The organism is Neobacillus sp. NPDC093182 (assembly GCF_044754045.1).
The window spans coordinates 46,604-70,600 of the sequence record NZ_JBIVOI010000020.1 but is presented as its reverse complement, the minus strand read 5'-3'; the positions used below and the strand labels follow the sequence as shown (position 1 = coordinate 70,600).

Below are 23,997 nucleotides of genomic sequence, written 5' to 3'. Positions count from 1 at the left end.
GGTTTGTACATGGCACGACAGGGGATGCTGTTAGTTTATACAGGTGAAGGCAAAGGAAAAACAACCGCTTCACTTGGTGTCGCATTACGCGCAGTTGGCCGCGGCATGAGGGTGAAATACTTTCAATTTATTAAATCACCTGAGCGTACATATGGTGAACAAATTGCCCTCGGAAAACTTGGTGTTGAAACAGTGCAATTAGGTGTCGGTTTTACTTGGACGAAAACGCCGGAGGAGCATCGCGAAGCACTTGCGAAAGCCTGGAGGATTATAAAAGAAGAGCTAAAAGATGAAACAACAGACCTATTAGTGCTGGATGAACTGAATAATGCGTTAGCCATCACACGTTTTCCTATCGACGATGTATTGCCACTACCAGAGGTGTTAGAGGCTATCCAAAACCGACCCCAAACGATGCACCTGGTCATCACAGGTCGCTCGGCACATCCATCTCTTCTCGCTTTAGCCGATTTAGTGTCAACGATTGATGCAACAAAACATTATTATGCTGATCAGGATGTCAAAGCGATGAAGGGGCTTGAATTTTAAGCACCAGATCGCCCTGAAGTACAGACCAAACAGCATAAAAAAGTTGCGAATGAAGTAAGGGCAGCTGTTGCTATTCAGCAAGGATTGTCCATTTATGTTGTCGAGATTGAGGAGAAAATTCAATGATAAAAGGTTCCCCTTTACAATTTGATTTTGAAAAGCTGTGGAAAGAAGGCATGTTAGACTGGCATGGCAAAATGCCAGAACGAATGCTCGATGATGTGCTGGAAGAAGCATATTGGGCTCAGTCTATGAAGAAAAAAACATACAAGCAAACAGATAACTATTCAAAAAAAATTTACGAGAAAATGAAACAACATATCCCCAAAAATTCAAGTTGTATTGAAATTGGGCCGGGATGGGGCAACTATACCTTCCAACTCCGTCAAGATGTCAAAAGTTTAACGTTAGTGGATGGTTCTGAAAGTGTGCTTGCATATTTATTACAATACTTTGAAAACGATACAAATCTTCAGTACGTTCATAGTAAATGGGAAGAAGCGCAAATTGAGCAGCATGATGTTGTTATTGGGGTGAACTGCTTTTATCGTATGTATGAAATGAATACGGCGCTGAAAAAAATGAACAGTCTTGCCAAAAAGTGTGCCATCATTGGTCTAACAACAGGACCTATTCAACCGCATTACGTTATTTTAGATGAGCAGTTTGGCTATGACATTAAACATCCTCGGCGTGATTATATTACCATCGTCAATATGCTGTATCAGTTAGGAATTTATGCAAATTGTGAAATGCTCAAGCTGGAGCGTGAGTATCGTTATGATACATTGCAGCAATTATATGAAGCGCAAAGCAAAAAAATCTTATCACCTCGGTTTGATATGGCACATGTGAAAGCATCACTCGAACGCTTTATAGCAATGGAGGATGGCCAGTATGTATACCGTTACCCATTCTATGCTGCGATTATTAGTTGGGAGCCTGTGAAGTTACATGACTAAGTTTCGTTATGACATTACGAATAGGGGCTTTAATCGGGGGCACTGTTGATATAACAAATAAACATAGTGGTTACAAGATGATGGGAGAGGGGGAGGTCACTTTATGACAACTTGGAATTTAACGCAAATGCAGCGTCACTTACTCATTTGCAATGGGGCAACCTGTATGGGAGCGGGTGCTGAGGAGGTCACGCAGCAAATTCGTGACGAAATCCGGAAAAACCGTTTAGATGAGCATATTCATACATCGCGTACACGATGTAACGGCCGCTGTAAAGATAAATGCGTCGTAATTGATTACCCAAAAGGGACATGGTATTCGGTTCAACATGAAGAAACCGCACGTGATATTGTTCATGAAGCAGTTGAACAAGATGCGATCATTTATTCAATGGAGCACGGTGTACGGAAACGCAGCGAAAATCGAATTAAAGGAATCGATAAATACAAGAAAGGTAAAGGACCAATGAAAAAAGCTGTATTATTTGTTGGACATGGCAGCAGGCTGGAGGCAGGGAATTTAGAAGTTCGCCGATTTGTCGGGCAAATGAAAGAATACATTGATCCAGACCTTTTAGTAGAAACATGTTTTTTAGAATTTGCATCACCAAATATTGAAGATGGGATTCAGCTGTGTGTTGAACAAGGTGCGGATGAAATCCATGTAATTCCTATCATATTATTACATGCAGGACACTCAAAACTGCACATTCCTGCAGAAATTGAACATGCTAAAGAGCATTTCCCAGATGTTCAATTTACCTATGGCCAAACGATAGGTGTTCATGAGGAAGTTTTTGAAATTTTAAAAACAAGACTTACTGAAGCAGGTTTTGATGTGGATCAAAAGCATGAGGATACGGCCATATTATTAATTGGACGAGGCGGCAGCGATCCATATGCTAATGGTGATTTTTATAAAATCAGCAGATTATTGTGGGAAAAATTAAATGTACCTATTGTTGAAAGTGCCTTTATGGGGGTAACGACGCCAACTGTGCAGGATGGAATGGAACGCTGTATTAAATTAGGTGCAAAAAAAATCATCATGCTGCCGTATTTTTTATTTACGGGAATTTTAATGGAAAGAATGAATAAAATGGCCGAACAGTTTAAAGAGTCTTATCCGCATATATCAATTGATATTGCTCAGTATTTTGGCTATCATCCAAAGTTAAGAACGGTACTCTTAGAACGAATGAATCAGGCCATAAACGGTACTTCGACTGGAATGCAAGATTTAGAGAATTTCCGTAAATATGCGGAAGAACAAGGGTACGAACATCATCATCATCACCATCACCATAATTAGATGAAAGACAACCAGTTTTTCTTTGTATTATGGTTTATGTTTGCCAAGAAAAGTGGGAGTGGCATATGGTAACGAGTTCCATCAACCTAGTATGTGACCCATGACAAGACATATTGGAGGAGTCAATGGTGCCCTGGGCTGGTCTAAAATTAAATCAACAAATGTAAGGAGTTCAAAGAAAATGGCTAAGGCTCTTAAATTGATGTTTCAAGGTACCAATTCGGATGTCGGCAAAAGTGTCGTCGTGACGGCCTTTTGCCGTATATTCGCCCAGGACGGATATACAACGGTTCCTTTTAAGTCACAAAATATGGCGTTAAACTCTTATATCACAGTGGATGGAAAAGAAATAGGAAGAGCACAAGGGGTCCAGGCCGAAGCGGCAGGGATTCAGGCGACAACTGATATGAATCCGATTCTGCTCAAGCCGAATCGGGATAACCAATCCCAGATTGTGGTCCATGGAAAACCGTATAAAAATATGGAAGCCAGTGCGTATCGCAAGGAATTCTTTCAAACGGGTATTGAGCTTATTAAAGAATCGCTTGCTGTTCTGTCAGAAAAGTATGAACGGATTGTCATAGAAGGAGCGGGCAGTCCTGCCGAGATTAATCTGAATGACAGGGAAATGGTCAATATGCGGGTCGCAAGAATGGCTGATTCCCCTGTGATTTTGATTGGCGATATCGAAAAAGGCGGAGTTTTTGCCAGTTTAGTAGGAACCCTTCAGCTCATGGACCCTAATGACCGTGACCGAATCATCGGTGTCATCATCAATAAATTCCGCGGTGATATACGGCTTTTGGAATCTGGATTAACATGGTTTGAGGAATATACAGGAAAACCGGTTCTGGGAGTGATTCCTTATTTGGAGAATTTAAACATTGATGCCGAGGATTCCATGATATTAAATCAATATACATCGGTACGAAATACCGAAAAAGAACTTGATATTGCTGTGATACAGTATCCGAAAATCTCCAATTTCACCGATGTCGATCCTTTTTTTACCGAACCTGATTGTCATGTTCGGTTTATTACAAGAGCAGACCAATTACATAGCCCAGATTTAGTGATTCTTCCTGGGAGCAAGAATACGATCGAGGATTTGCTGTTTTTAAGAAAAAGTGGTATCGCCGAGAAAATCGTGGAATTGGAGCAAAAGCACGAATCCCTTCTATTTGGAATCTGCGGCGGCTATCAAATGCTCGGTGAAAAAATCGAGGATCCGTTTGCCATTGAGTCACTTCACCATGAAATCGAAGGTCTCCGCTTACTGCCCATCAGGACGACCATTACAAAAGACAAGACGACCGTGTCATCAAACGGACTCTTACACCTTAACGGCAAACATTTCAACGTGTCAGGTTATGAGATTCATATGGGAGAAACGCGGACGACCGGAGAATCCCGGGGACTAATTGATACACAAGGCCGATCAGATGGCTGTAAAACCGAAGATGAAAGAATCATAGGTACTTACTTCCATGGGATTTTTCATAATGATGAATTTCGTAAGGAGCTGCTGAATCAGATTCGCCAAGGAAAAGGTTTGGAGCCGATTCATCAGCGTGTATCCTTCAACCAATTGCGTGAAGAAGCATTTGATCTGTTAGCGGATCATGTAAGGTCGCACGTAAAGCTTGATTTAATTGAACAAAAAATGAAGGAATTCCCAAAAAGGGTGATTAGCCAATGAATGGTGTCCAAACAGTTATCACTTCCTTGTTAGTTGAACTGTGGATGAAATAGGAGCTTTCACAATGAAAATAGGTAAGGGAAGTTGTAATGGAACATTTGGAGAACTTGTTCAAGGGATAATAGACGAACGGCCTTTTTTAATCACTTTTCCAATCCAAAGTTTGAGAAGTGAGGCAAGCTTTATCCCAGATCCAACTTCACCAGAATTAACAGGTGTGAATTCAAAGGTGAAAGCAATTAAAGCTGGAAAATTGTTATTAAATCAGTTTGGTTTGAGTGGCGGCGGCAAGCTTGACATTCGGTCAAATATTCCAATGGGCAAAGGGATGGCGAGTAGTTCTGCAGATATTGTAGCATCTATGAAAGCAATTGCTCATAGTTACTCTCTCCCCCTAACGCAAGATATAATTTCTGCAATTGCCGCTAAGATTGAGCCAACAGATGGTGTTATGTATGATGAGGTTGTGGCTTATGATTATATACACGGTGATCTTATTGAAAGCTTTGGAGTTTTACCGCCGTTCATCCTCGTTGGAATAGACCTCGGGGAAGCCGTAAATACAATTGAATTTAATCAATTTAAAAAAGCATATGATCGATTTGATCAACATCAATTTTCAGAAGCATATCATTGGGTCAGAGAAGGGTTCAGTAAAAATGAGTTTTCTCTTATTTGTAAGGCAACAACGATTAGTGCACGAGTGAATCAAAAAATATTAAGAAAACCTTATCTTTTTGAAATGGAAAAATTAGCTCATGCATTTCAAGGCGGAATTGTTATTGCTCACAGTGGAACAGTGGTGGGAATTTTAATAGACAAAAATAAACTGAATAGTAACGAGATTGTTTTCCAATTATCAAAGCATTTGTCACATCTTTTCAAGAACCTGAAAAAAAAACTTTCTATTATTCCAATGTTAATAATGTTAAAAATATCAATTTTATTAATTAAAGTAATTCTCATCCATGTATACGATCCTTCCGCTTTGGTTATTTTTATCGTTACCGTCAGAGAACACGAACAAATCGGGTCGTATTATTTGTGCCACTTTGCCCAGCCCAAGTAATCCAGCAGCCAGTTACAAAGTAGTGGGAGAGGATTTCATCAATGTCTGTTATTTTCTTGTATCATAGGGCTGCATTCCTTTACTATGAATTCTATTGTGTTTGAAGATAGTCTATCATGTGATAAAACGCATGACGACAATTAATAAAGGTGCCTGGTACTTGTCGGAGGTGACTAAATTCGACTAGTGACACAGGTGCCTTTTTAAATGGCGGATACTTATTTTTCTATGATAATTTTCATAGAAAAGGGTAATCTGAAGCTCCATATAAAAATATACAATATAGGAAATCTTTACCTTATAATCCTAAAAAAAACAAATTAAAATTAAAATAAGTTAATTATTGGCTATGGTTAATCCTATGAACGAAAAAAATCAAAGGAGCTAGACGATAATTTACCAATTAAACATGACCGAATAGCTCGTCTTATTAAAGATGGACGATTCAGCTACGCCATCACCCTTTTAAGAAGCAGTAAGACAATAGGATGACACGGAGAAGCTTGCGCTATTTTCACCATCCGAGCTAGAGTTCCTAAAAGAGCAACGCTAACCTTTGCTTTATGACTAGACCGAACTAAGGAATGTAGTCAAAGAGACATGGGAGGGTACGTCACCATAAGCTGCACAGAGATCTATTGTGCATCACATACTGATCCACCCACCACAAACCAAGTTTATCCGATGGCGTTGGCGTAGCGTACATAACTACTGTAATAGTTTCACAGATTTATAAAATACTGTTGATCAGATGTCGAAAAATATTATTTTGACACCACTCCAACGTGGAAAACCGTTGATAGATTAATATTTATAGAGGGAGGTGATTTAATGCCATAATATCAAGGATTTTGTCAGTTTTTTCGGATGGGAACCACTATACCGTATGCTTCCATCATTTAACCAATTAAGTTTTATATGTACCCACCATAATAAATGCATGCAGTTTCTCTCAATATCGTTATTTTTTTTTTGGGGGTTAAATGAATATTTTTATAAAGGAGATTACATGTTGAAAAATAAACGAAAAAGTATGTTGAGTTATTTATTGAGTTCTGCCATTGTTTTCGGCGGAATTGGGCAAACAGTGGCGGCTGAGGGTAAAAACGATGCTAATCAAGGACAACAAAAGATATCTAGTGAGGAAAATGTACAACAGTGGTTAAGTAAATATGAATTCTTTGAGGATACTAGAGATGGATTAATCTATGAAAAGGTTGCAATAAATGAATTAAAGCGTTTCGTAAAAGTCATAAAAGAAAAGAATGCTAAGTTAGATGCTAATACACTAGATAATCTGAAGGTGGAATTGGATAAGACTGGTGACTTTAAGCAAACAGAGATGAATGAACTTGAAATGTTTGAACAATTGATTACCCAATATGAACAAGCTGTTCAAGAGGAGTATATAAAAGAGGTGGTTCCTAAAAGTGATCTGCTCTTGGATATCAAACATAAGTTAACCATCTATCTATGGGGCTATGCAACAAATAACGATTTTAATGAACCAACGGAAGTATTACTTGCTGATATACTCTTTAATTTTTATTTATCGGGTAAAATTGTCAATAAAAATGCGATCGGCATCTTAAAGGATATCTCGGAACAATTGGATCAAAATGGAAATAAAATTAATGCTCATTTGAATAACGCTGTGAAAATGACTGAAAAAGCGAATGAGTTTCTTGAAAAAGATCTAGGTATCCCTGCAGCAAAGTCCTATGAAAATGCATATAAACAAGTGTTACACGGACTTGAAAAAGCAGGCTATACATTTAACACTGAATTCTTTGAATCTACCACTGACACGGACGGTGACACGATAACAGATGGAATAGAATTCCAAGAGGGAATGAATCCATTTAAAAAGGATACAGATGGAGATGGATTAGAGGACAATATTGAATATGAGATAAAATCATCTATTTCCCCAACAAAATCTGATACAGATCAAAATGGCATCAGTGATGCAGATGAAGATAGTGATGGAGACGGCCTGAAGAATAAAGATGAGCAGGTTCATCAAACAACTTTGATGAAGAAAGATTCCGACCAAGATGGTTTAACGGACGGGTTTGAATTACAACAGTTTGATTCATTACCTACTAAGGATGATTCAGATAGCGATGGATTAAGTGATGGAGATGAATTGGCTTTAAAGACCAATCCGAATGCTGCAGACAGTGATAATGACGAGGTCACGGATTCACAAGAACTCCACAAACAGACGATTCGTCAATCCTTTAATCAGGCGGAAAAATCAGAGATTACTAGTGTAGAAGTTAGTTTTAATGCAACGAATAATGTGAATAAAACGACTAGAATTACAACAAACAAAGGCAATATGAAAACAGCTAATTTATACGGTCTCATTGGTTCTCCTGTAAGGATCAATACTCAATCAGAATTTGATAAAGCAAGCATTATCTTTACTTATGATGAAGCACAGCTTGGGGACACATCGGAACAAGATTTAGGCGTCATTTGGTATAATGATGAGAAGGAAATGTTTGAAAGCCTTACCTCTGTGTTAGATACGAGTAAGAATACAATCAGTATAGAAACTACTCAGCTTAGTGAATATATGATTGTTGATAAGAAAAAATGGCTGGAGCTTTGGAATAAGGAAACGGACTCCGCCAATAAGCTTGATGTTAATAGAGATGATCCAGGTGATGGAGAACAAGATTCAGATGGGGATGGCATATCCGATACTTATGAAATAGAAGGAATGAAAACACCATACGGAATCATCTACACGAATCCTGGCATGAAAGATACTGACGGAGATGGATTATCCGATGGGCAAGAAATGGGTCCACTCAGAACATTCACGTTTGAGTTTTTTGGCATTACGATTCATTTTGAAGGATTCTTTCCAACCAGTTTACCTGACCAAAAAGATAGTGATGGAGATGGAATTTTTGATACTGAGGATTCAAAACCATTGACCTCTGATGTAACCAATGTAGTCATATTTCAATCAGATAGACCAGAAGGCCATGATGAAAATGGAAATGTAGCGAATGATATGAAAACGGATGATTTTACTGGAGATGAAATGACGGACATTAGCTGGATGTTCCATCTTCAAATACTTGAATCACATTTCCCTGGTATACTATTTGATGAGTTCGAGATGATGTCAACAGACTTATTTTCTACGGGTGAAATGGAAGATGTGATCTTAGATATGATTGATCATTTTGAGGAGGGAACGGGTTCAGATTACAGTAATCAGACTTTAACGAAAAAAGCTAGTGAGCATGAGACAACAAAAGACTATGTTGATTATGTCAAAAATGCCTTAGTTGATGAGCTAAAGAAAAATGGAGGAAATTTGGCAGCACTTCGGTTTGATAAAAGTACATTAGCCACTAATAATTTTTATCAAAATATACAGGATAATGCTTCTTTCCCAACGTTTAGCAGTTGGAGTGATAGAATAGGCGGACTGACCATTACAGTAAATGATACGTGGGGGAATACGATAACCGTAAATGATTTTTCAGTAGAGAACAATCACTTTAAAGGTGTCATGCATGTTCGTTTATATGATCATTTTGGGTTAGATCAGCCAGATGTGGAGAAAATGTATGTAAACTTAGCAGGATTTCGTGCTTGGTTTGTCTTACAGCATTATAATGAATATGATGGAGAATATAAACCCTTTGTTACTTTAATGGAAATGGATATACCATTCGAGGGGGAATTGAGCAATTAAAGTTAATTTAAAAATTCTAGTTTTAATTATTGGTATATTCTTCATTCCACTATCCTTAATGGGATGTAAAAAGAATGAGGATTCAAGCGGGGAAACAAAGATTTTCGAAATTGCCAATACAGAACAAGTCGTTGGTAATAAGGATGAAGAAGTGGTGACGCTAAGAAAGCATTATATGATTCTGAATCCACCAAAAGAGTTAAAAGATTTGAAAGAATTAGTTGAAAAATACATGAAGAATCATCCAGTTGAAGGTGAAAAAGAAGGAATAGAAGGAAAAAATAGGATTTTTAATATGTCCTTCTATCGGGAAAGTGACGATTTGCCAAGAGACTGGCAGCCTGATGAAAGTTACATGAATACGGATCGGATGGAACATCATAAACATGATCTCATTGCATCGATCATTTGGTCAGATGTTGAACCACAAAAAGAGTACAATGTTTATGATAAAAGTAAGGAAGGAAAGGTCCTGAAGCGGATGCATTTTATTGAGGATAAGCTTGTTGAATGATACACTATCCAACATATAAAACAGATATGCTAAACACAGAACACCGGTACTTTTGTACGTTATATCGGACTATAACACGAGAATATGCCATAATAACAAGTGTTTTCTACTTCAGTAGAAGGCGCTTTTTTTTGTACTGGAATAACTGTGAATCAAAAAACAAACGTTAATAGACAATATATCCGCAGAATGTAGAACCTCCAATTTTCATTTTTTGAAAGGTTGGTCATCGAGGTATTCGATATCATGTATCCATCAGTGTGCTTTCAAATTGATAGATAGGTTTATGGATGGTCCTTTTCCGAATGGTATCCCAAAATTATGATTCAGTGTGCAGCCAATCGCAATACATGACTTCACCTTTTATAAGTTGTAGTATCCAGATTCAGGGAGGTAGATGAACAACGCAATTCGAATAGAAAAGCCAATGATTGAGTTAGAATCAATGGCTTTTCTCGTCGTTGGGACAGATTTTCATTTAGTCCAAACGGAACAGCAGTTTAGTTAAAGACCACTTTATTGGCATCTTTCACTTCAAATACAATTTCGTTGGATATGCCCCACTAAAACAGGCGATACAGCGGCTGCTGGTATCTGCTAAATCTACATCAACCGCCTTTAATAACCCTTCCGTACTTAAAAAAGCTAAAGAATCTGCTCCGATCACTTTCCCCATTGCTTGTTCTTGTTCATGTTTATTGGCAAAAAGTTCTTCTTTTGTTGGCATATCCACTCCATAAAAACAAGGGTTTTTTACCATAGGGGAGCTTATTCTTACGTGAACCTCTTTGGCGCCTGCTTGACGAATCAATTGAACAATGCGTTTGCTTGTCGTTCCCCGAACAATGGAATCATCAACCAGCACAACTCTCTTATCCTCGAGAATTTCTCGTACTGCACTTAATTTTAGACGAACCGCCAGGTCGCGCAATTCCTGGGTTGGTTCAATAAAGGAACGGCCAGCATAAGGGTTTTTGATGATCCCCATTTCATACGGAATTCCTGATTGTTGTGCATACCCCATCGCTGCAGGAACACTAGATTCTGGCACAGCAACCACAACATCTGCAGGTGTCGGATGTTCTTTTGCTAGAATTTGGCCCAACTCTTTCCGGATGGTTAATACACTTCTTCCATGAATCACACTATCTGGACGAGCAAAATAAACAAATTCAAAGGAACAAAGTGAAACCTCGCCTTTTTCAGCAAACCTTCCTGTTTGAACCCCCTTGTCATCAATCAGAAGCCATTCACCCGGTTCAACATCTCTCCAGAACTTAGCATCTACCGCATTTAACGCACATGTTTCGGAAGCCGCGACAATAGATTCGCCAATTTTTCCGAGGCTAAGGGGGCGTAATCCATGACGATCTAGGGTAACGAGCATTTGTTTTTCTGTCATGATCAGTAAAGCGAATGATCCGTCAATCCGTTTAAGAACTTCAGGTCCAGCTGCATTAAAATATTTTTTACTAGAACGGGCTATTAAGTGGGCGATAATCTCTGTATCAGTTGTTGTCTGAAAGATGGCCCCTTGTTGCTGGAGCACTTTCCGTTCGATATTGGCATTCACAAGATTCCCGTTATGGGCAACGGCCAAATCACCCTCACTGTATTTAAAGACGAGGGGCTGAGCGTTTTGTAATAAACTTTCACCAGAAGTGGAATATCGGACATGACCAATGGCCATATTTCCGGTTAATCCATCAAGGATTGCACGTGAAAATACTTGAGTAACTAATCCCATTCCTCTGTGATGCCGGAATGATTCCCCATCTGTAGCGACAATTCCTGCACTCTCCTGACCGCGGTGTTGTAGTGCATGAAGTCCATAATAGGTTAAATGGGCAGCTTTGGGGTGATTAAAAACACCAAATACCCCGCATTTCTCCTGCATTTCTGAATCCATTTTGAATGCCTCCCGTGATGTTCATTCTCTTATTTTTGGCGAAAGTAAAATTTCTATCCTTTTATATTCATTTTTTAGTAGCCAGCGTGTAACGGTAAAAATTTTAGTTGGGTATTAAAAGTAAAGGAATGTCATTCAGGATAACTTAAAATCATTAGTAATCTGATTTTAGGAGGAAAAAGCTGTGAAAGTAATCAAACCCGGCTCAACCATTGGTATTTTAGGGGGAGGACAGCTAGGAAGAATGATTGCAATTGCTGGGAGAAATATGGGATACCGCTTCAACACGTTAGACCCGACACCGGATTCTCCCTGCGGACAAGTTGCAGATCGTCAACTGATAGCTCCGTTTTCCGACTTAAACGCCGCAAAGGAATTAGCACAATTTTCAGATGTTATTACGTACGAATTTGAGAATGTTGATTCTCATGTAGCCTCAATTTTAGAAACGACATCCTACGTCCCACAAGGAAGCGGGCTCCTTAAAATAACACAAAATAGAATTCGGGAAAAAACAACGTTACAGTCCTTCGATGTGCCTGTAGCTCCTTTCAAGGTCATTGAAGCTGAAAAAGACATATACTCCGCTACTGAAAGTCTAGGACTTCCTTGTGTAATGAAAACCGGAACAGGGGGCTACGATGGGAAAGGGCAGTGGGTTATTAGAAGTAAAGATGATATAAAAATGGCGATTGAGGCTTGGAATAAAGCCGGAATTGACATGATCATTGAACAATTTATCCCGTTTAGCAAAGAATTATCGGTGATTGTTGCCCGTAATGTACAAGGTCAAACTAAGACTTTCCCTGCAGCGGAAAATGTACATATTAATAATATCCTGCATCAGTCCATCGTTCCTGCCAGAATTACGAATGAGCAAACGATTCAAGCAGAAACGATCGCTTTGAAAATAGCTGACTCCATACAAGTAGTAGGATTAATTGCAATAGAAATGTTCATAACGAATGATGGAAAAATCATCGTCAATGAGTTAGCACCAAGACCACATAATTCCGGACATTATTCAATGGATGCCTGTATAACATCTCAATTTGAACAACATATTCGGGCAATATGTGGTCTGCCTTTAGGAGATACTACTCTTTTGAGTCCGATTATTATGGTGAATATTTTAGGTCAGCATTTAAGTAAAGTGCTAGATAAAATCGACCAGCTTCCACCAGCCGCCAAAATACATTTATACGGTAAAAAGGAAAGCGTGGAAAATAGGAAAATGGGCCATATCAATTTTTTGGGTCCAACTCTCGAACATGTGAACCAGCAAATCAATGACCTCCAAATCTGGACATAAAAGAAGTCGTCTATTTGTTCGGTAAGACTGAGTAAAGGAGAAATATAATGGAAAAATTAGAAATGCTTTATGAAGGTAAAGCGAAAAAGGTATTTAAAACATCCGAGTCAGGAACATATTGGATTGAATATAAAGATGATGCCACTGCCTTCAATGGCGAAAAAAAAGGGCATATTGCCGGAAAAGGAACGTTAAATAACGAGATTAGTGCCATTTTTCTTAGTTTGTTGAAAGAAAAAGGTATGGACAATCATTTTATTAAAAAGATCTCATCCACTGAACAGATTGTCCAGCAAGTGGAAATTATCCCCATTGAGGTGGTGGTTCGAAACATTGCGGCAGGATCACTTGCAAAAAGGCTTGGATGGGAGGAAGGGAAGGAACTCCCTCAAACGATAGTGGAATTCTACTATAAAAATGATGAACTAGGGGACCCTTTGATTAGCCATGGTCACATCGCCATTCTTCGCTTAGCAACAGAGGAAGAATTAGCAGACATTCGAAACCAAGCTTTGAAAATCAATGAAATCTTGAAAGAATATCTTTTAAACAAAGATATTATTTTAGTGGATTTTAAATTGGAGTTCGGTAAAACTCCAGCCGGAGATATCATCTTAGCGGATGAAATCTCCCCGGATACGTGTCGCTTTTGGGATGCCCATACAAAGAAAAAATTAGATAAAGATCGGTTTAGACGGGATTTAGGAAATGTAGAGGAAGCCTATCTTGAAATCCTACGCAGAATTGGGGGTAGTGTCAATGTTTAAAGCAACGGTGTATGTAACATTAAGAGAAAGTGTGTTGGACCCACAAGGGAATGCCGTACACGAGTCGCTGCATTCTCTCGGGTACAACGAGGTTGGAGATGTACGAATCGGGAAATACATGGAGCTTGAAATACATAGCGATGATCAAAAGGCAGCAGAAGAACGGGTCAGGGATATGTGTGAAAAGCTGTTAGCCAATACCGTAATTGAAGACTTTAGGTTTGATCTTAACAAGCTGGAAGGATAGGGGGGAGTAAGGTGAACTTTGCTGTACTGGTTTTTCCTGGTTCAAACTGTGATGTAGATATGTATAAAGCTATTTTAGATACAATTGAACAACCTGTCGAATATGTATGGCACCTAGAAACGGACCTATCGAAATATGATGCGATTCTTGTTCCTGGAGGATTTTCCTATGGCGATTATCTGCGGCCAGGGGCTGTAGCGAGTCTGTCTCCTGTCATGGAGCAGGTGAAAATCGCAGCGGAGGAGGGGAAATTAATTCTGGGAGTCTGCAATGGATTTCAAATCCTGACCGAGGCTAAACTTTTGCCTGGTGCTTTAAGAAGAAATCAACGGTTGAAATTTCATTGTGACACGATTGATTTAAAAGTGGAAAATAACCAAACCCCGTTCACACTAGACTACCAAGAAGGTGAAATGATTCGTATCCCCATTGCCCACGGTGACGGAAATTATTATTGTGATCAAGAGACTCTGGATCGGTTAGAAAAGAATAATCAAATCGTGTTCAGGTATAAAGGGACGAATCCAAATGGCTCGATTTCTGAAATTGCCGGGGTCATCAATGACAGAGGAAATGTTTTAGGATTAATGCCCCATCCGGAACGTGCCGTTCATAAATGGCTGGGAACAGATGACGGAAAACGGATGTTTTCATCTATTTTAAGTTACTGGAGGAAACAACATGGGACAGCATAAAGAACCGACACCTGAACAAATCGTGGAGCAGAAGGTCTATCGGGAAATGGGTTTGACGGACGAAGAGTTTGAAAAAGTAATCGAGATTCTCGGGCGGAAACCGAATTATACCGAAACGGGCATATTTAGTGTGATGTGGTCCGAGCATTGCAGCTATAAAAATTCAAAGGTGGTCCTCAAGCGTTTTCCGACTTCTGGCCCGCACGTTCTTCAAGGTCCTGGTGAAGGAGCGGGGATTGTCGATATTGGAGATCAACAAGCAGTCGTGTTTAAAATTGAAAGCCACAATCATCCATCGGCCATTGAACCTTATCAAGGGGCTGCGACTGGGGTTGGAGGGATCATTCGTGATGTTTTTTCCATGGGTGCGCGCCCGATTGCTCTTTTGAACTCACTGCGCTTTGGCGAACTTAATAACCCTAAAACCAAATATATTTTTGAAAATGTGGTCGCGGGTATTGCTGGATACGGTAATTGTATGGGCATTCCTACAGTTGGTGGAGAGATCTACTTTGATTCTTCCTATGAAGGCAATCCCCTTGTAAATGCCATGTGTGTAGGTTTAATTGATCATGATCAAATTCAAAAAGGCGTGGCTAAGGGGATTGGTAACCCAGTGATATATGTTGGTGCAGCTACCGGAAGAGACGGAATTCATGGAGCGACTTTCGCTTCAGAAGAATTGAGCGAGAATTCCGAAGCGAAACGTCCCGCTGTCCAAGTCGGCGATCCTTTTATGGAAAAATTGTTACTTGAAGCTACTTTAGAATTGATTGCTTCTGGTCATGTAGTAGGGATTCAAGACATGGGGGCGGCAGGATTAACCAGCTCGAGCTCCGAAATGGCAAGTAAAGCGGGAAATGGCGTTGAATTGAATCTTGATCTCGTTCCACAGCGCGAAAAAGGAATGAGTGCTTACGAAATGATGCTCTCAGAATCACAAGAGAGAATGCTGGTTGTAGCGAAAAAAGGCAAAGAAGAAGAAGTGAAAAAGATTTTTGACAAATGGGGACTCCACTCTGCTGTAATTGGCCGAGTGACAGATGATAACCAACTCCGGTTGCTTCATAAAGGAGAGGTGGTGGCGGAAATCCCTGTAGACAAGCTGGCTGAGGACGCGCCGGTCTATTGTAAGCCATCTAAAGAGGCTCCTTATTACCAACAATATTCAGAATTAGACCTAGCACAAACAATAGCAGAACCAGATGACTTTAATACCGTTTTGAAGCAGCTGCTAGCATCCCCTACGATTGCCAGCAAAGAGTGGGTGTATCAACAATATGACTATATGGTTAGAACCAACACCGCCGTCATCCCTGGATCGGATGCTGCGGTCGTTGCCATTCGCGGAACAAGGAAAGCCTTGGCAATGACAACGGATTGTAACGGAAGATATGTTTATCTTGATCCGTTTGTTGGAGGAGCAATCGCAGTGGCAGAAGCAGCCCGTAATGTGGTTTGTTCCGGAGCGGAACCGTTAGCCATTACCGATAACTTAAACTTTGGGAGTCCGGAAAAACCGGAAATCTTCTGGCAGTTTGAAAAGGCTGCAGATGGAATCAGTGAAGCGTGCCGGCAGCTTAATACGCCGGTCATTGGTGGAAACGTCAGTCTCTATAACGAGACAAAAGGCGAAGCGATCTTTCCAACACCAACGATTGGAATGGTAGGGTTAATTAAAGATATCGATCATATCACGACCCAAGAATTAAAAAAAGAAGAAGATTTACTCTTTTTAATCGGGGAAACCAAGGCAGAAATAGGTGGTTCAGAGTACCAAAAAATAGTAACAGGTAAAATAGAAGGGCGTCCACCACAGATTAACCTGGAATTGGAAAAGAGGGTCCAATCTTTTACCCTGAAGATTATTCAAGAAGGATGGGTCCAATCGGCCCATGATACAGCAGAAGGCGGTATCGCAGTGGCTCTGGCAGAAAGCTGTATTGGTGGGAAGCTGGGAGCGGAAATTCAATTAACCGAAGAACTTCGATCCGACTTTAGTCTTTTTAGTGAATCTCAATCTCGTATTATTATTTCGGTTTCATCGGATCATGCTGAAAAGATGAATGAAATGGCAAAACAGCTGAAAGTACCCATAAAAGAAATCGGTATCGTAAAGGGAACTGATTTATCAATTACACATAATGGAAAGAACGTGATTTCTCAGCCAGTTGCTGAATTGGATAGGGCATGGAGAAGTGCCATTCCAGAGATCATGCGTTCGAGATTATTAAAAAAGTTCAACATGCAGGAAATCTCCGCAAGTTTACCGTAAAGGAGGAAAACAGATGAGCGATGCGTACCGTCAAGCAGGAGTTAACATTGATGCAGGAAATGAAGCAGTTGAAAGAATGGAAAAACATGTGAAAAAAACCTTCCGACCCGAGGTTTTGACCGGATTAGGAGGTTTTGGAGCACTTTTTAAACCAGACTTATCGGGGATGGAAGAGCCCGTTTTTGTTTCTGGTACAGATGGTGTTGGGACTAAATTGAAAATCGCATTCGCTATGGACAAACACGATACCATCGGGATTGATGCAGTTGCCATGTGTGTAAATGATGTCATCGTCCAAGGGGCGGAGCCGCTTTTTTTTCTAGACTATTTAGCCTGTGGTAAAATCATCCCCGAAAAAATTGAATCGATCGTGAAAGGAATTGCAGATGGCTGCCTGCAGGCAGGGTGTTCACTCATTGGTGGCGAAACAGCCGAGATGCCGGGGATGTATCAGGACGAGGAATATGATATCGCTGGCTTTACAGTTGGGATAGTCGATCAAAAACATGTCATTGACGGAACCAAAGTAAAGGAAGGCCAGGTACTGATTGGATTAGCTTCAAGTGGTGTACATAGCAATGGGTTTTCACTTGTCCGAAAAGTTCTTTTGGAGGATGCTAAGCTTTCCTTAGGTGATTATGTGGAGCAATTGGGAGCTGAATTGGGAGGCGTGTTACTCAAACCGACGAAAATTTATGTTAAATCGGTCCTTTCAACGGTGCGGAAATATCCTGTCTCTGGTCTGGTACATGTGACAGGCGGGGGCTTTTACGATAACATTCCACGAATTTTACCCGAAGGCTTACAGGCTGAGATAAGGGATGGATCATGGAAGATCCCACCTATTTTTTCCTTTATCCAAGCTACAGGCAAAATATCCGATTATGATATGTTCCGAACTTTTAATATGGGAATCGGGATGATTCTAGTCGTTGATTATGCAGACTCACGTGAGATTTTGGAGCACCTGCAATCGTTGGGTGAAAATGCGTATGAAATTGGTACAGTGCAAAAAGGAACCGAAGAAGTCGTATTCAAGAAGGAGTAAGTATGAAGATTGCCGTTTTTGCATCTGGTAAGGGTTCTAATTTTGTAGCGATTCTGGAAGCCATCGAATCCAAAAACATTACGAACGTTCAAGTAGTTTTACTAGTCAGTGACCGCCCTGAAGCTCTAGCAGTCCAGAAAGCAAAGGATGAATCGATCCCGGTGTTTACTTTTAATGCCAAGGATTATCCAAATAAACAAGCTTATGAAGAAGTGATTCTTGAAAAGCTAACACAAAGGGAGGTTGATTTCATTGTATTGGCTGGCTATATGAGACTCCTGGGTCATGTTTTACTCGAGGCATATGATAGGAAAATCATTAATGTCCACCCATCCTTATTACCAGCATTCGCAGGGAAAGATGCCATTGGCCAAGCCCTCGATTATGGGGTAAAGGTGACGGGTGTGACGGTCCATTTTGTGGATGAAGGAATGGATACTGGTGCTGTTATTGCACAGCGAGCCGTTATGATCGATTCGGATGAGACAAGAGAATCATTGATAATAAAGATTCAGGAGCAGGAGCACAGCTTGTTACCAGAAGTAATCCAAAGTCTTGCGAATAAGGAGGCAGCAAAATGAGAAGGGCCCTGATAAGTGTGTCTGATAAAACCATAAGCATGGAATCGCCATGGTGTTTACAGGCATAAGACATTTAAACACTAGGAGGTATGACGAAATGAAGGTGTTAGTTGTAGGGGGAGGCGGTCGTGAGCATGCAATTGTTTGGAAACTGTCGCAAAGTTCTAAAATTAAACAAATGTATTGTGCTCCTGGCAACCCTGGAATTGCAGAATTAGCCGAATGCGTTCCCATTGCTGTTTCAGATATAGAAAAATTAGCAGATTTTGCAATAAAACAACAAATAGACCTTACTTTTGTAGGACCAGAAGAGCCACTCTCATTGGGTATAGTTAATTATTTTAAAGAGGAGGGATTAGCTGTATATGGCCCATCAAAGGAAGCTGCACGGATTGAGGGAAGTAAGGCGTTTGCTAAGGAAATAATGATAAAGTATCAGATTCCGACTGCTAAATATGCTGCCTTTACAAACTATGAGGAAGCTCTAGCCTTTGTTCGTAGTGAAGGAGCACCCATTGTAATCAAGGCGGATGGCCTTGCTGCAGGAAAAGGTGTGGTTGTGGCGACTAGCTTAGAAGAAGCTGAAGACGCACTTAAAAGTATGATGCAAGATGTCACGCTTGGTTTGGCAGGGGTGAGGGTGGTTATTGAGGAATTTCTCGAGGGGGAAGAAATGACCCTGCTTTCTTTTGTGAATCATTCTACCGTGAAGCCAATGGTTCCATCCCAGGATCATAAGCCAGTGTATGATGGTGACAAGGGACCTAACACGGGTGGAATGGGAACGTATGCTCCTTTACCGCATATTGATTCTTCAATAGTTGAAAGGGTTATTCGCGACATCGTCCAACCAACAGCCGAAGCGATGGAAGAGGAAGGAGTACCTTATGAAGGAATTCTCTATACGGGTTTGATGCTGACGAAAGAAGGGCCAAAAGTCATTGAATATAATGCACGCTTTGGCGATCCGGAAACCCAGGTTGTCCTTCCATTATTAGAAACAGATTTACTTGAAATTGTGATTGCAAGTCTCACCGGAGAATTAGAAAATGTGGAAGTGAAGTGGAAGGACAAGGCGGCCGTTTGCGTGATTATGTCTTCAGCAGGATATCCAGGCCCATATGAAAAAGGCGAAGTTATTTCTGGATTGGACAAAGTCGTTCATCCAACGATGATATTCCATGCCGGTACCGCTTCAAAAGATGGGGAAATTATTACAAATGGTGGTCGAGTTCTAGGAATTACGGCGATCGGTGAAACGCTTAAAGACGCACGGGAATTAGCTTACAAGTCAGTAGAAAAGGTATCTTTTAATGGTGCACATTACCGAACAGATATAGGAGCAAAAGCTTTCCATTGATATGTTGCAATCATGGTTTCTATCCATTATGGTACTAAATGAACATAAGAAAAATGCCAGGCATCAATCATTACTATGGTTGGTGCCTGGCATTTTTTAATGAAATCCTTTAACGTAATTAATAAAAATAAAGTATTGCAATAAATTGACATCTCTTGTTATAGTTAGTGTAATATTACACTTTTTGGGGTTGATTTGTTGAAGCCATCACTTATAAAAAACAAAACAGGTAATACATAAAAATCCATGGTTTCTTGGAATTGTAGTATGTATTTTTGTTGTCTCCGTGTTATTAAACATTCCTATTGAAAAAAGAAAATATGGCCTCTCACTGAGCAATATGACAACAGATTATTCAGGTCTGCTCCCTGAACGGATCAAAGGAATAATAAAAGTAGGAAATCGGACAGAATTACAAAAAATTGTGAAGGAAGCGAATGAAAAGGGCCATCATATTTCCACAGCAGGACTGCAGCATTCGCAAGGCGGACACACATATTACAAGGATAGTGTAGTATTGGATATGAAGACGTTCAATAAAGTCCTGGAAATAGATAAACAGCATAAAACGATAAAAGTAGAAAGTGGAGCTACTTGGGAAAATGTTCAGGAAGCGATTCAACCTTATGGGCTAGCTTTAAAAGTCACACAGTCACAGTCGATTTTTACAATAGGAGGATCACTCTCAGTTAATGCTCATGGGCGGGATATCCAATTTGGCCCAATGGCTGGAACAGTCAGGGAAATGACCATCTTGACTCCGACTGGCGAGATTAAAACAGTAACACGGAATGACTCTGAGGAATGGATGAAGTATGTGTTTGGCGGCTATGGCTTATTTGGTGTCATTTTAGATGTCACTTTAGAATTAACGGAAAATGACTTTTACACAATTCATACAGATGAACTTAAAACAAATGAGTATGAAGCTTATTTTGCAAAACTGTTAAAAAATGATGATACATCTATGCATTATGCAAGAGTAAGTGTTGCTCCGAATTCATTTTTGAACGAAATGTATGTAATAGATTACATAAATACTGGAAAAAAGGATCATCAAACGCCGCTAAAAAAAGAGCACGGTGCCCGGATTGGTAAGCTGGCTGCGTTTTTTTGAATAATAAAGCTTTGTTTGAAGACTTAACAATTCTGGGAAAAAGGCTTGGTCCAGAGAACGGTCAAAATTTCCTGATAATATCTTGTAGTATCAGGCACTTTTAATATTCAAATACACTCTCTCCCTTTTTTTAGAGCTGGTTTTCTATTTTCTTTTTATTTTTTGTGTAAAATAGAAGTGAAAATAAAAAAGTATAGGTGAGAACATGAGTCAATTATCCGAATTTATATCCAAGCATCATCAAGAAAATGTTGAGGAATTAAAAGAATTACTTCGCATTCCAAGCATCAGTTCCTTATCGGAGCATAAAGAGGACATCCAAAAAGCAGCTTCCTGGATTGCCAATAAGTTAAAAAACATTGGTATGGAACACGTTGAAATCGTACAAACAAAAGGTCATCCGATTATTTATGCAGACTGGCTTCATCAGAAAAATGCGCCAACTGTATTAGTATACGGTCATTATGATGTACAGCCCGTTGACCCGATTAACTTATGGGAAACCCCTCCGTTTGAACCAGACATCCGCGATGAAAAAATCTTTGCCAGAGGGGCAACAGACGACAAAGGGCAGACATTCTTACATATTAAAGCTGTCGAAGCACTACTAAAATTAGAAAATAAATTACCGGTTAACCTAAAATTTTGTATTGAAGGAGAAGAAGAAATCGGAAGTCCTTATCTTCCACAGTTTTTATCCGAAAATAAAGAAAAACTAGCCTGTGATGTAGTGGTCATATCCGATTCTGATATGTGGGATAGAGGAGTTCCTGCGATTACTTATTCTCTAAGAGGACTTTGTGCTCTTGAGGTTTCCCTTAAAACGGCAAATACCGATTTGCATTCAGGTATGTTCGGCGGGGGAGTTCAGAACGCTAACCATTTGTTAGTCCAGCTGCTTTCTACTCTTCATGATGCAAACGGAAAGGTAAATGTTGATCAGTTCTATGATGATGTTTTAGAATTGACAGAATTTGAGAAAGAACAAATTAAAGCACTGGGCTTTGATGAAGAAAAGCTGAAAAAACAGTTAGGCTTAACGGAATTAACGGGAGGGGAAACAAATTATCCATATCCCGAGAAAATCAGTTCTCGGCCAACATTAGAATTAAACGGCATATGGGGCGGATTTCAGGGGGAAGGTACAAAAACTGTCATTCCGAACGAGGCACACGCCAAAATCACTTGCCGTCTAGTCAATAATCAAAATCCAGAAAAAATCCAGGGCTTAATCAAAAAACATTTGGAAGAACAAGCACCAAAAGGATGCACGGTAAAAGTAACACTTCAAGATACAGGTAATCCCTTCTTAACCCCAATCGATGATCCGATGATTCAAAAAGCGGCTGAAGCTTATGAACAGGTTTATGGAAAAGCACCTGTTTATAAAAGAGAAGGAGGCTCCATTCCGATTGTATCGGATTTCAACCATACCTTAAATACTCCAGTTGTCTTAATGGGATTCGGGCTGCCAGATGAAAATCTCCATGCTCCAAATGAACATTTTAACTTAGAAAACTTTGATAAAGGGATTTTAACGATTTGTTCGTTTTTAGAATTGGTCTGAATAGATAGGCAAGGGAGGGATCGCATAGTATCCCTCTTTTTTTCTGAATTTGAACTTTTCTCGATTAATATGCGACCGAATAATTTAAATATTTTAAATTTTTAAAAATAAATCATTGAATTGCGCTAAAAAATGATGTACGATAATCATAGACAAGATAAATAACATTTAGAAGGTTGATTATATGGAAACGCATACAAAAGTTACTGCGAAATTAATAGCTCAACAGTTAGGATTTTCCATAGCTACTGTTGACCGAGCATTGAATAACCGAGGTAATGTGAAAGAAGAAACGTACAATAAAGTTATGGAGAAAGCTAAGGAACTAGGTTATAAGCCCAATCGACTTGCAAGTATTCTTTCAAGAAACGAACAATTTACCATTACTGTAGTGATTCCAGAATATCCTGTTCATTTTTGGGAGCAGGTGGAAGAGGGGATCAATAAAGCCTTTAATGAACTGAATGATTATGGTGTAGTGGGTAAGAAATACAAAATCCCTGATCAGGACTTATTAAGGGGCGAGGAAATTATCAAGCGGATAATCGAGGAAAGGGAAACTGATGCATTGGCTATTGCAATCGGGGATAATCCTTTTATTAATTTAATAGATTATGGTATTGACAAAGGCTTACAAATTGCTACCTTTAACCATGATTCTCCTGCTAGTAAGAGAATGTTCTATGTAGGATCCGATTATCGAAATGCAGGTCGGTTAGCAGCGGAACTTCTATGCAATTTTTTAGGCGGATCGGGTAATGCAGCTCTTCTTACCTCTACTGAAACATCCTATCAAGCACAAGAAAAGGCTGCTGGTTTTCGGGAGGTATTACTTGAATATCCGGATATTCAAATGATTGGTCCGATCAAAATTGATCGGAAAGACATTGATAGGGATTTGGAACGAAAAATACCCAGTTTGGATGAAGTTTCTGGAATTTATGTTTCGAATGCAGAATTAAGCAGTGTTGCTAAGTATCTTGAAAAGTTAAATAGTAAAAAGGTTTTAATTGGTCATGATTTTAGTAAAGAGATTTATGATTATCTTCAAAAGAGGGTTATAACGGCAACGATTGATCAGTCAGCTAGTAATCAGGGATATTTTGCCGTTAAAAAGTTGTTTGACCATTTTGCGGGAGAAGAAAATATGAACAATAAAGAAATCATTACAAAGCTTGAGATTATTACAAAAGAAAATTCGAGGTTCTATATTTAGAAACTCAATTTTTTTAGAGTAAAATGATTATCGTACGTCATTTTGTGGAGTATTTACTCAAACATAATCATTTA

At 39.5% G+C, this 23,997-nt stretch carries 19 protein-coding genes; 18 read left to right on the top strand and 1 reads right to left on the bottom strand.

The window, feature by feature from the left end; genetic code table 11:
• The first annotated feature begins 9 nt into the window (after positions 1-9).
• From ACIQAA_RS27675 to ACIQAA_RS27645, 7 genes are all read left to right on the top strand, one after another.
• The gene (locus tag ACIQAA_RS27675; RefSeq protein WP_402626134.1) at positions 10-549 is read left to right on the top strand and encodes a cob(I)yrinic acid a,c-diamide adenosyltransferase; all 540 of its coding nucleotides are present in this window, start codon (positions 10-12) and stop codon (positions 547-549) included.
• A 122-nt stretch (positions 550-671) separates the two neighbouring features.
• On the top strand, positions 672-1,511 hold the full coding sequence (locus ACIQAA_RS27670; RefSeq protein WP_402626133.1) for a methyltransferase domain-containing protein: 840 nt from the start codon (positions 672-674) through the stop codon (positions 1,509-1,511).
• Positions 1,512-1,614: 103 nt separating this feature from the next.
• Positions 1,615-2,823: a CbiX/SirB N-terminal domain-containing protein gene (locus ACIQAA_RS27665; RefSeq protein ID WP_402626131.1), complete on the top strand. Its 1,209-nt coding sequence runs from the start codon at positions 1,615-1,617 to the stop codon at positions 2,821-2,823.
• Positions 2,824-3,004: 181 nt separating this feature from the next.
• Positions 3,005-4,522, top strand: a complete 1,518-nt coding sequence (locus tag ACIQAA_RS27660; RefSeq protein WP_402626130.1) for a cobyric acid synthase — start codon at positions 3,005-3,007, stop codon at positions 4,520-4,522.
• Between the two features lie 64 nt (positions 4,523-4,586).
• Positions 4,587-5,591: a GHMP family kinase ATP-binding protein gene (locus ACIQAA_RS27655; RefSeq protein ID WP_402626129.1), complete on the top strand. Its 1,005-nt coding sequence runs from the start codon at positions 4,587-4,589 to the stop codon at positions 5,589-5,591.
• A gap of 1,012 nt (positions 5,592-6,603) precedes the next feature.
• Positions 6,604-9,315 (top strand): DUF3289 family protein, encoded by a 2,712-nt coding sequence (locus tag ACIQAA_RS27650; RefSeq protein ID WP_402626127.1) that lies wholly within the window; start codon positions 6,604-6,606, stop codon positions 9,313-9,315.
• A 58-nt stretch (positions 9,316-9,373) separates the two neighbouring features.
• Positions 9,374-9,829: a hypothetical protein gene (locus ACIQAA_RS27645; RefSeq protein ID WP_402626125.1), complete on the top strand. Its 456-nt coding sequence runs from the start codon at positions 9,374-9,376 to the stop codon at positions 9,827-9,829.
• A gap of 529 nt (positions 9,830-10,358) precedes the next feature.
• On the opposite strand, the gene purF is transcribed toward ACIQAA_RS27645, so the two are convergent.
• Positions 10,359-11,738 (bottom strand): amidophosphoribosyltransferase, encoded by a 1,380-nt coding sequence (gene purF, locus ACIQAA_RS27640; RefSeq protein WP_402626123.1) that lies wholly within the window; start codon positions 11,736-11,738, stop codon positions 10,359-10,361.
• Positions 11,739-11,922: 184 nt separating this feature from the next.
• On the opposite strand from purF, the gene purK reads away from it, so the two are divergent.
• The 11 genes from purK to ACIQAA_RS27585 all read left to right on the top strand — a co-directional run bounded on the left by purK (position 11,923) and on the right by ACIQAA_RS27585 (position 23,923).
• The gene (gene purK / locus ACIQAA_RS27635) at positions 11,923-13,050 is read left to right on the top strand and encodes a 5-(carboxyamino)imidazole ribonucleotide synthase (RefSeq protein WP_402626121.1); all 1,128 of its coding nucleotides are present in this window, start codon (positions 11,923-11,925) and stop codon (positions 13,048-13,050) included.
• 47 nt (positions 13,051-13,097) lie between these two features.
• Positions 13,098-13,817, top strand: coding sequence for a phosphoribosylaminoimidazolesuccinocarboxamide synthase (gene purC, locus ACIQAA_RS27630; RefSeq protein WP_402626120.1), 720 nt, complete (start codon positions 13,098-13,100; stop codon positions 13,815-13,817).
• Positions 13,810-14,064 (top strand): phosphoribosylformylglycinamidine synthase subunit PurS, encoded by a 255-nt coding sequence (gene purS, locus ACIQAA_RS27625; RefSeq protein WP_402626118.1) that lies wholly within the window; start codon positions 13,810-13,812, stop codon positions 14,062-14,064. Before purC ends, purS begins: the two co-directional genes overlap by 8 nt.
• An 11-nt stretch (positions 14,065-14,075) precedes the next feature.
• Entirely contained in the window at positions 14,076-14,759 is a 684-nt protein-coding gene (purQ, locus tag ACIQAA_RS27620) for a phosphoribosylformylglycinamidine synthase subunit PurQ (RefSeq protein ID WP_402626116.1), read from the top strand.
• Positions 14,746-17,034, top strand: a complete 2,289-nt coding sequence (gene purL / locus ACIQAA_RS27615) for a phosphoribosylformylglycinamidine synthase subunit PurL (protein ID WP_402626114.1) — start codon at positions 14,746-14,748, stop codon at positions 17,032-17,034. The genes purQ and purL overlap by 14 nt, the downstream gene beginning before the upstream one ends.
• 13 nt (positions 17,035-17,047) lie before the next feature.
• Entirely contained in the window at positions 17,048-18,082 is a 1,035-nt protein-coding gene (purM, locus tag ACIQAA_RS27610; protein ID WP_402626113.1) for a phosphoribosylformylglycinamidine cyclo-ligase, read from the top strand.
• Between the two features lie 2 nt (positions 18,083-18,084).
• Positions 18,085-18,663: a phosphoribosylglycinamide formyltransferase gene (gene purN / locus ACIQAA_RS27605; protein ID WP_402626111.1), complete on the top strand. Its 579-nt coding sequence runs from the start codon at positions 18,085-18,087 to the stop codon at positions 18,661-18,663.
• 97 nt (positions 18,664-18,760) lie between these two features.
• A complete protein-coding gene (gene purD / locus ACIQAA_RS27600) occupies positions 18,761-20,023 on the top strand; it encodes a phosphoribosylamine--glycine ligase (RefSeq protein WP_402626110.1) in 1,263 nt (420 codons plus the stop codon).
• A 340-nt stretch (positions 20,024-20,363) separates the two neighbouring features.
• Positions 20,364-21,140: an FAD-binding oxidoreductase gene (locus ACIQAA_RS27595; protein WP_402626108.1), complete on the top strand. Its 777-nt coding sequence runs from the start codon at positions 20,364-20,366 to the stop codon at positions 21,138-21,140.
• Positions 21,141-21,345: 205 nt separating this feature from the next.
• Positions 21,346-22,707, top strand: coding sequence for a dipeptidase (locus ACIQAA_RS27590; protein ID WP_402626107.1), 1,362 nt, complete (start codon positions 21,346-21,348; stop codon positions 22,705-22,707).
• Between the two features lie 184 nt (positions 22,708-22,891).
• A complete protein-coding gene (locus ACIQAA_RS27585; RefSeq protein ID WP_402626106.1) occupies positions 22,892-23,923 on the top strand; it encodes a LacI family DNA-binding transcriptional regulator in 1,032 nt (343 codons plus the stop codon).
• Positions 23,924-23,997: the final 74 nt, after the last annotated feature.

Bases quoted from the DNA above. Each gene is read 5' to 3' on its own strand.
- ACIQAA_RS27675 (WP_402626134.1), top strand. From the start codon at position 10: ATGGCACGACAGGGGATGCTGTTAGTTTATACAGGTGAAGGCAAAGGA.
- ACIQAA_RS27670 (WP_402626133.1), top strand. From the start codon at position 672: ATGATAAAAGGTTCCCCTTTACAATTTGATTTTGAAAAGCTGTGGAAA.
- ACIQAA_RS27665 (WP_402626131.1), top strand. From the start codon at position 1,615: ATGACAACTTGGAATTTAACGCAAATGCAGCGTCACTTACTCATTTGC.
- ACIQAA_RS27660 (WP_402626130.1), top strand. From the start codon at position 3,005: ATGGCTAAGGCTCTTAAATTGATGTTTCAAGGTACCAATTCGGATGTC.
- ACIQAA_RS27655 (WP_402626129.1), top strand. From the start codon at position 4,587: ATGAAAATAGGTAAGGGAAGTTGTAATGGAACATTTGGAGAACTTGTT.
- ACIQAA_RS27645 (WP_402626125.1), top strand. From the start codon at position 9,374: ATGGGATGTAAAAAGAATGAGGATTCAAGCGGGGAAACAAAGATTTTC.
- purF (WP_402626123.1), bottom strand. From the start codon at position 11,738: ATGGATTCAGAAATGCAGGAGAAATGCGGGGTATTTGGTGTTTTTAAT.
- purC (WP_402626120.1), top strand. From the start codon at position 13,098: ATGGAAAAATTAGAAATGCTTTATGAAGGTAAAGCGAAAAAGGTATTT.
- purS (WP_402626118.1), top strand. From the start codon at position 13,810: ATGTTTAAAGCAACGGTGTATGTAACATTAAGAGAAAGTGTGTTGGAC.
- purL (WP_402626114.1), top strand. From the start codon at position 14,746: ATGGGACAGCATAAAGAACCGACACCTGAACAAATCGTGGAGCAGAAG.
- purM (WP_402626113.1), top strand. From the start codon at position 17,048: ATGAGCGATGCGTACCGTCAAGCAGGAGTTAACATTGATGCAGGAAAT.
- purN (WP_402626111.1), top strand. From the start codon at position 18,085: ATGAAGATTGCCGTTTTTGCATCTGGTAAGGGTTCTAATTTTGTAGCG.
- purD (WP_402626110.1), top strand. From the start codon at position 18,761: ATGAAGGTGTTAGTTGTAGGGGGAGGCGGTCGTGAGCATGCAATTGTT.
- ACIQAA_RS27595 (WP_402626108.1), top strand. From the start codon at position 20,364: ATGACAACAGATTATTCAGGTCTGCTCCCTGAACGGATCAAAGGAATA.
- ACIQAA_RS27590 (WP_402626107.1), top strand. From the start codon at position 21,346: ATGAGTCAATTATCCGAATTTATATCCAAGCATCATCAAGAAAATGTT.
- ACIQAA_RS27585 (WP_402626106.1), top strand. From the start codon at position 22,892: ATGGAAACGCATACAAAAGTTACTGCGAAATTAATAGCTCAACAGTTA.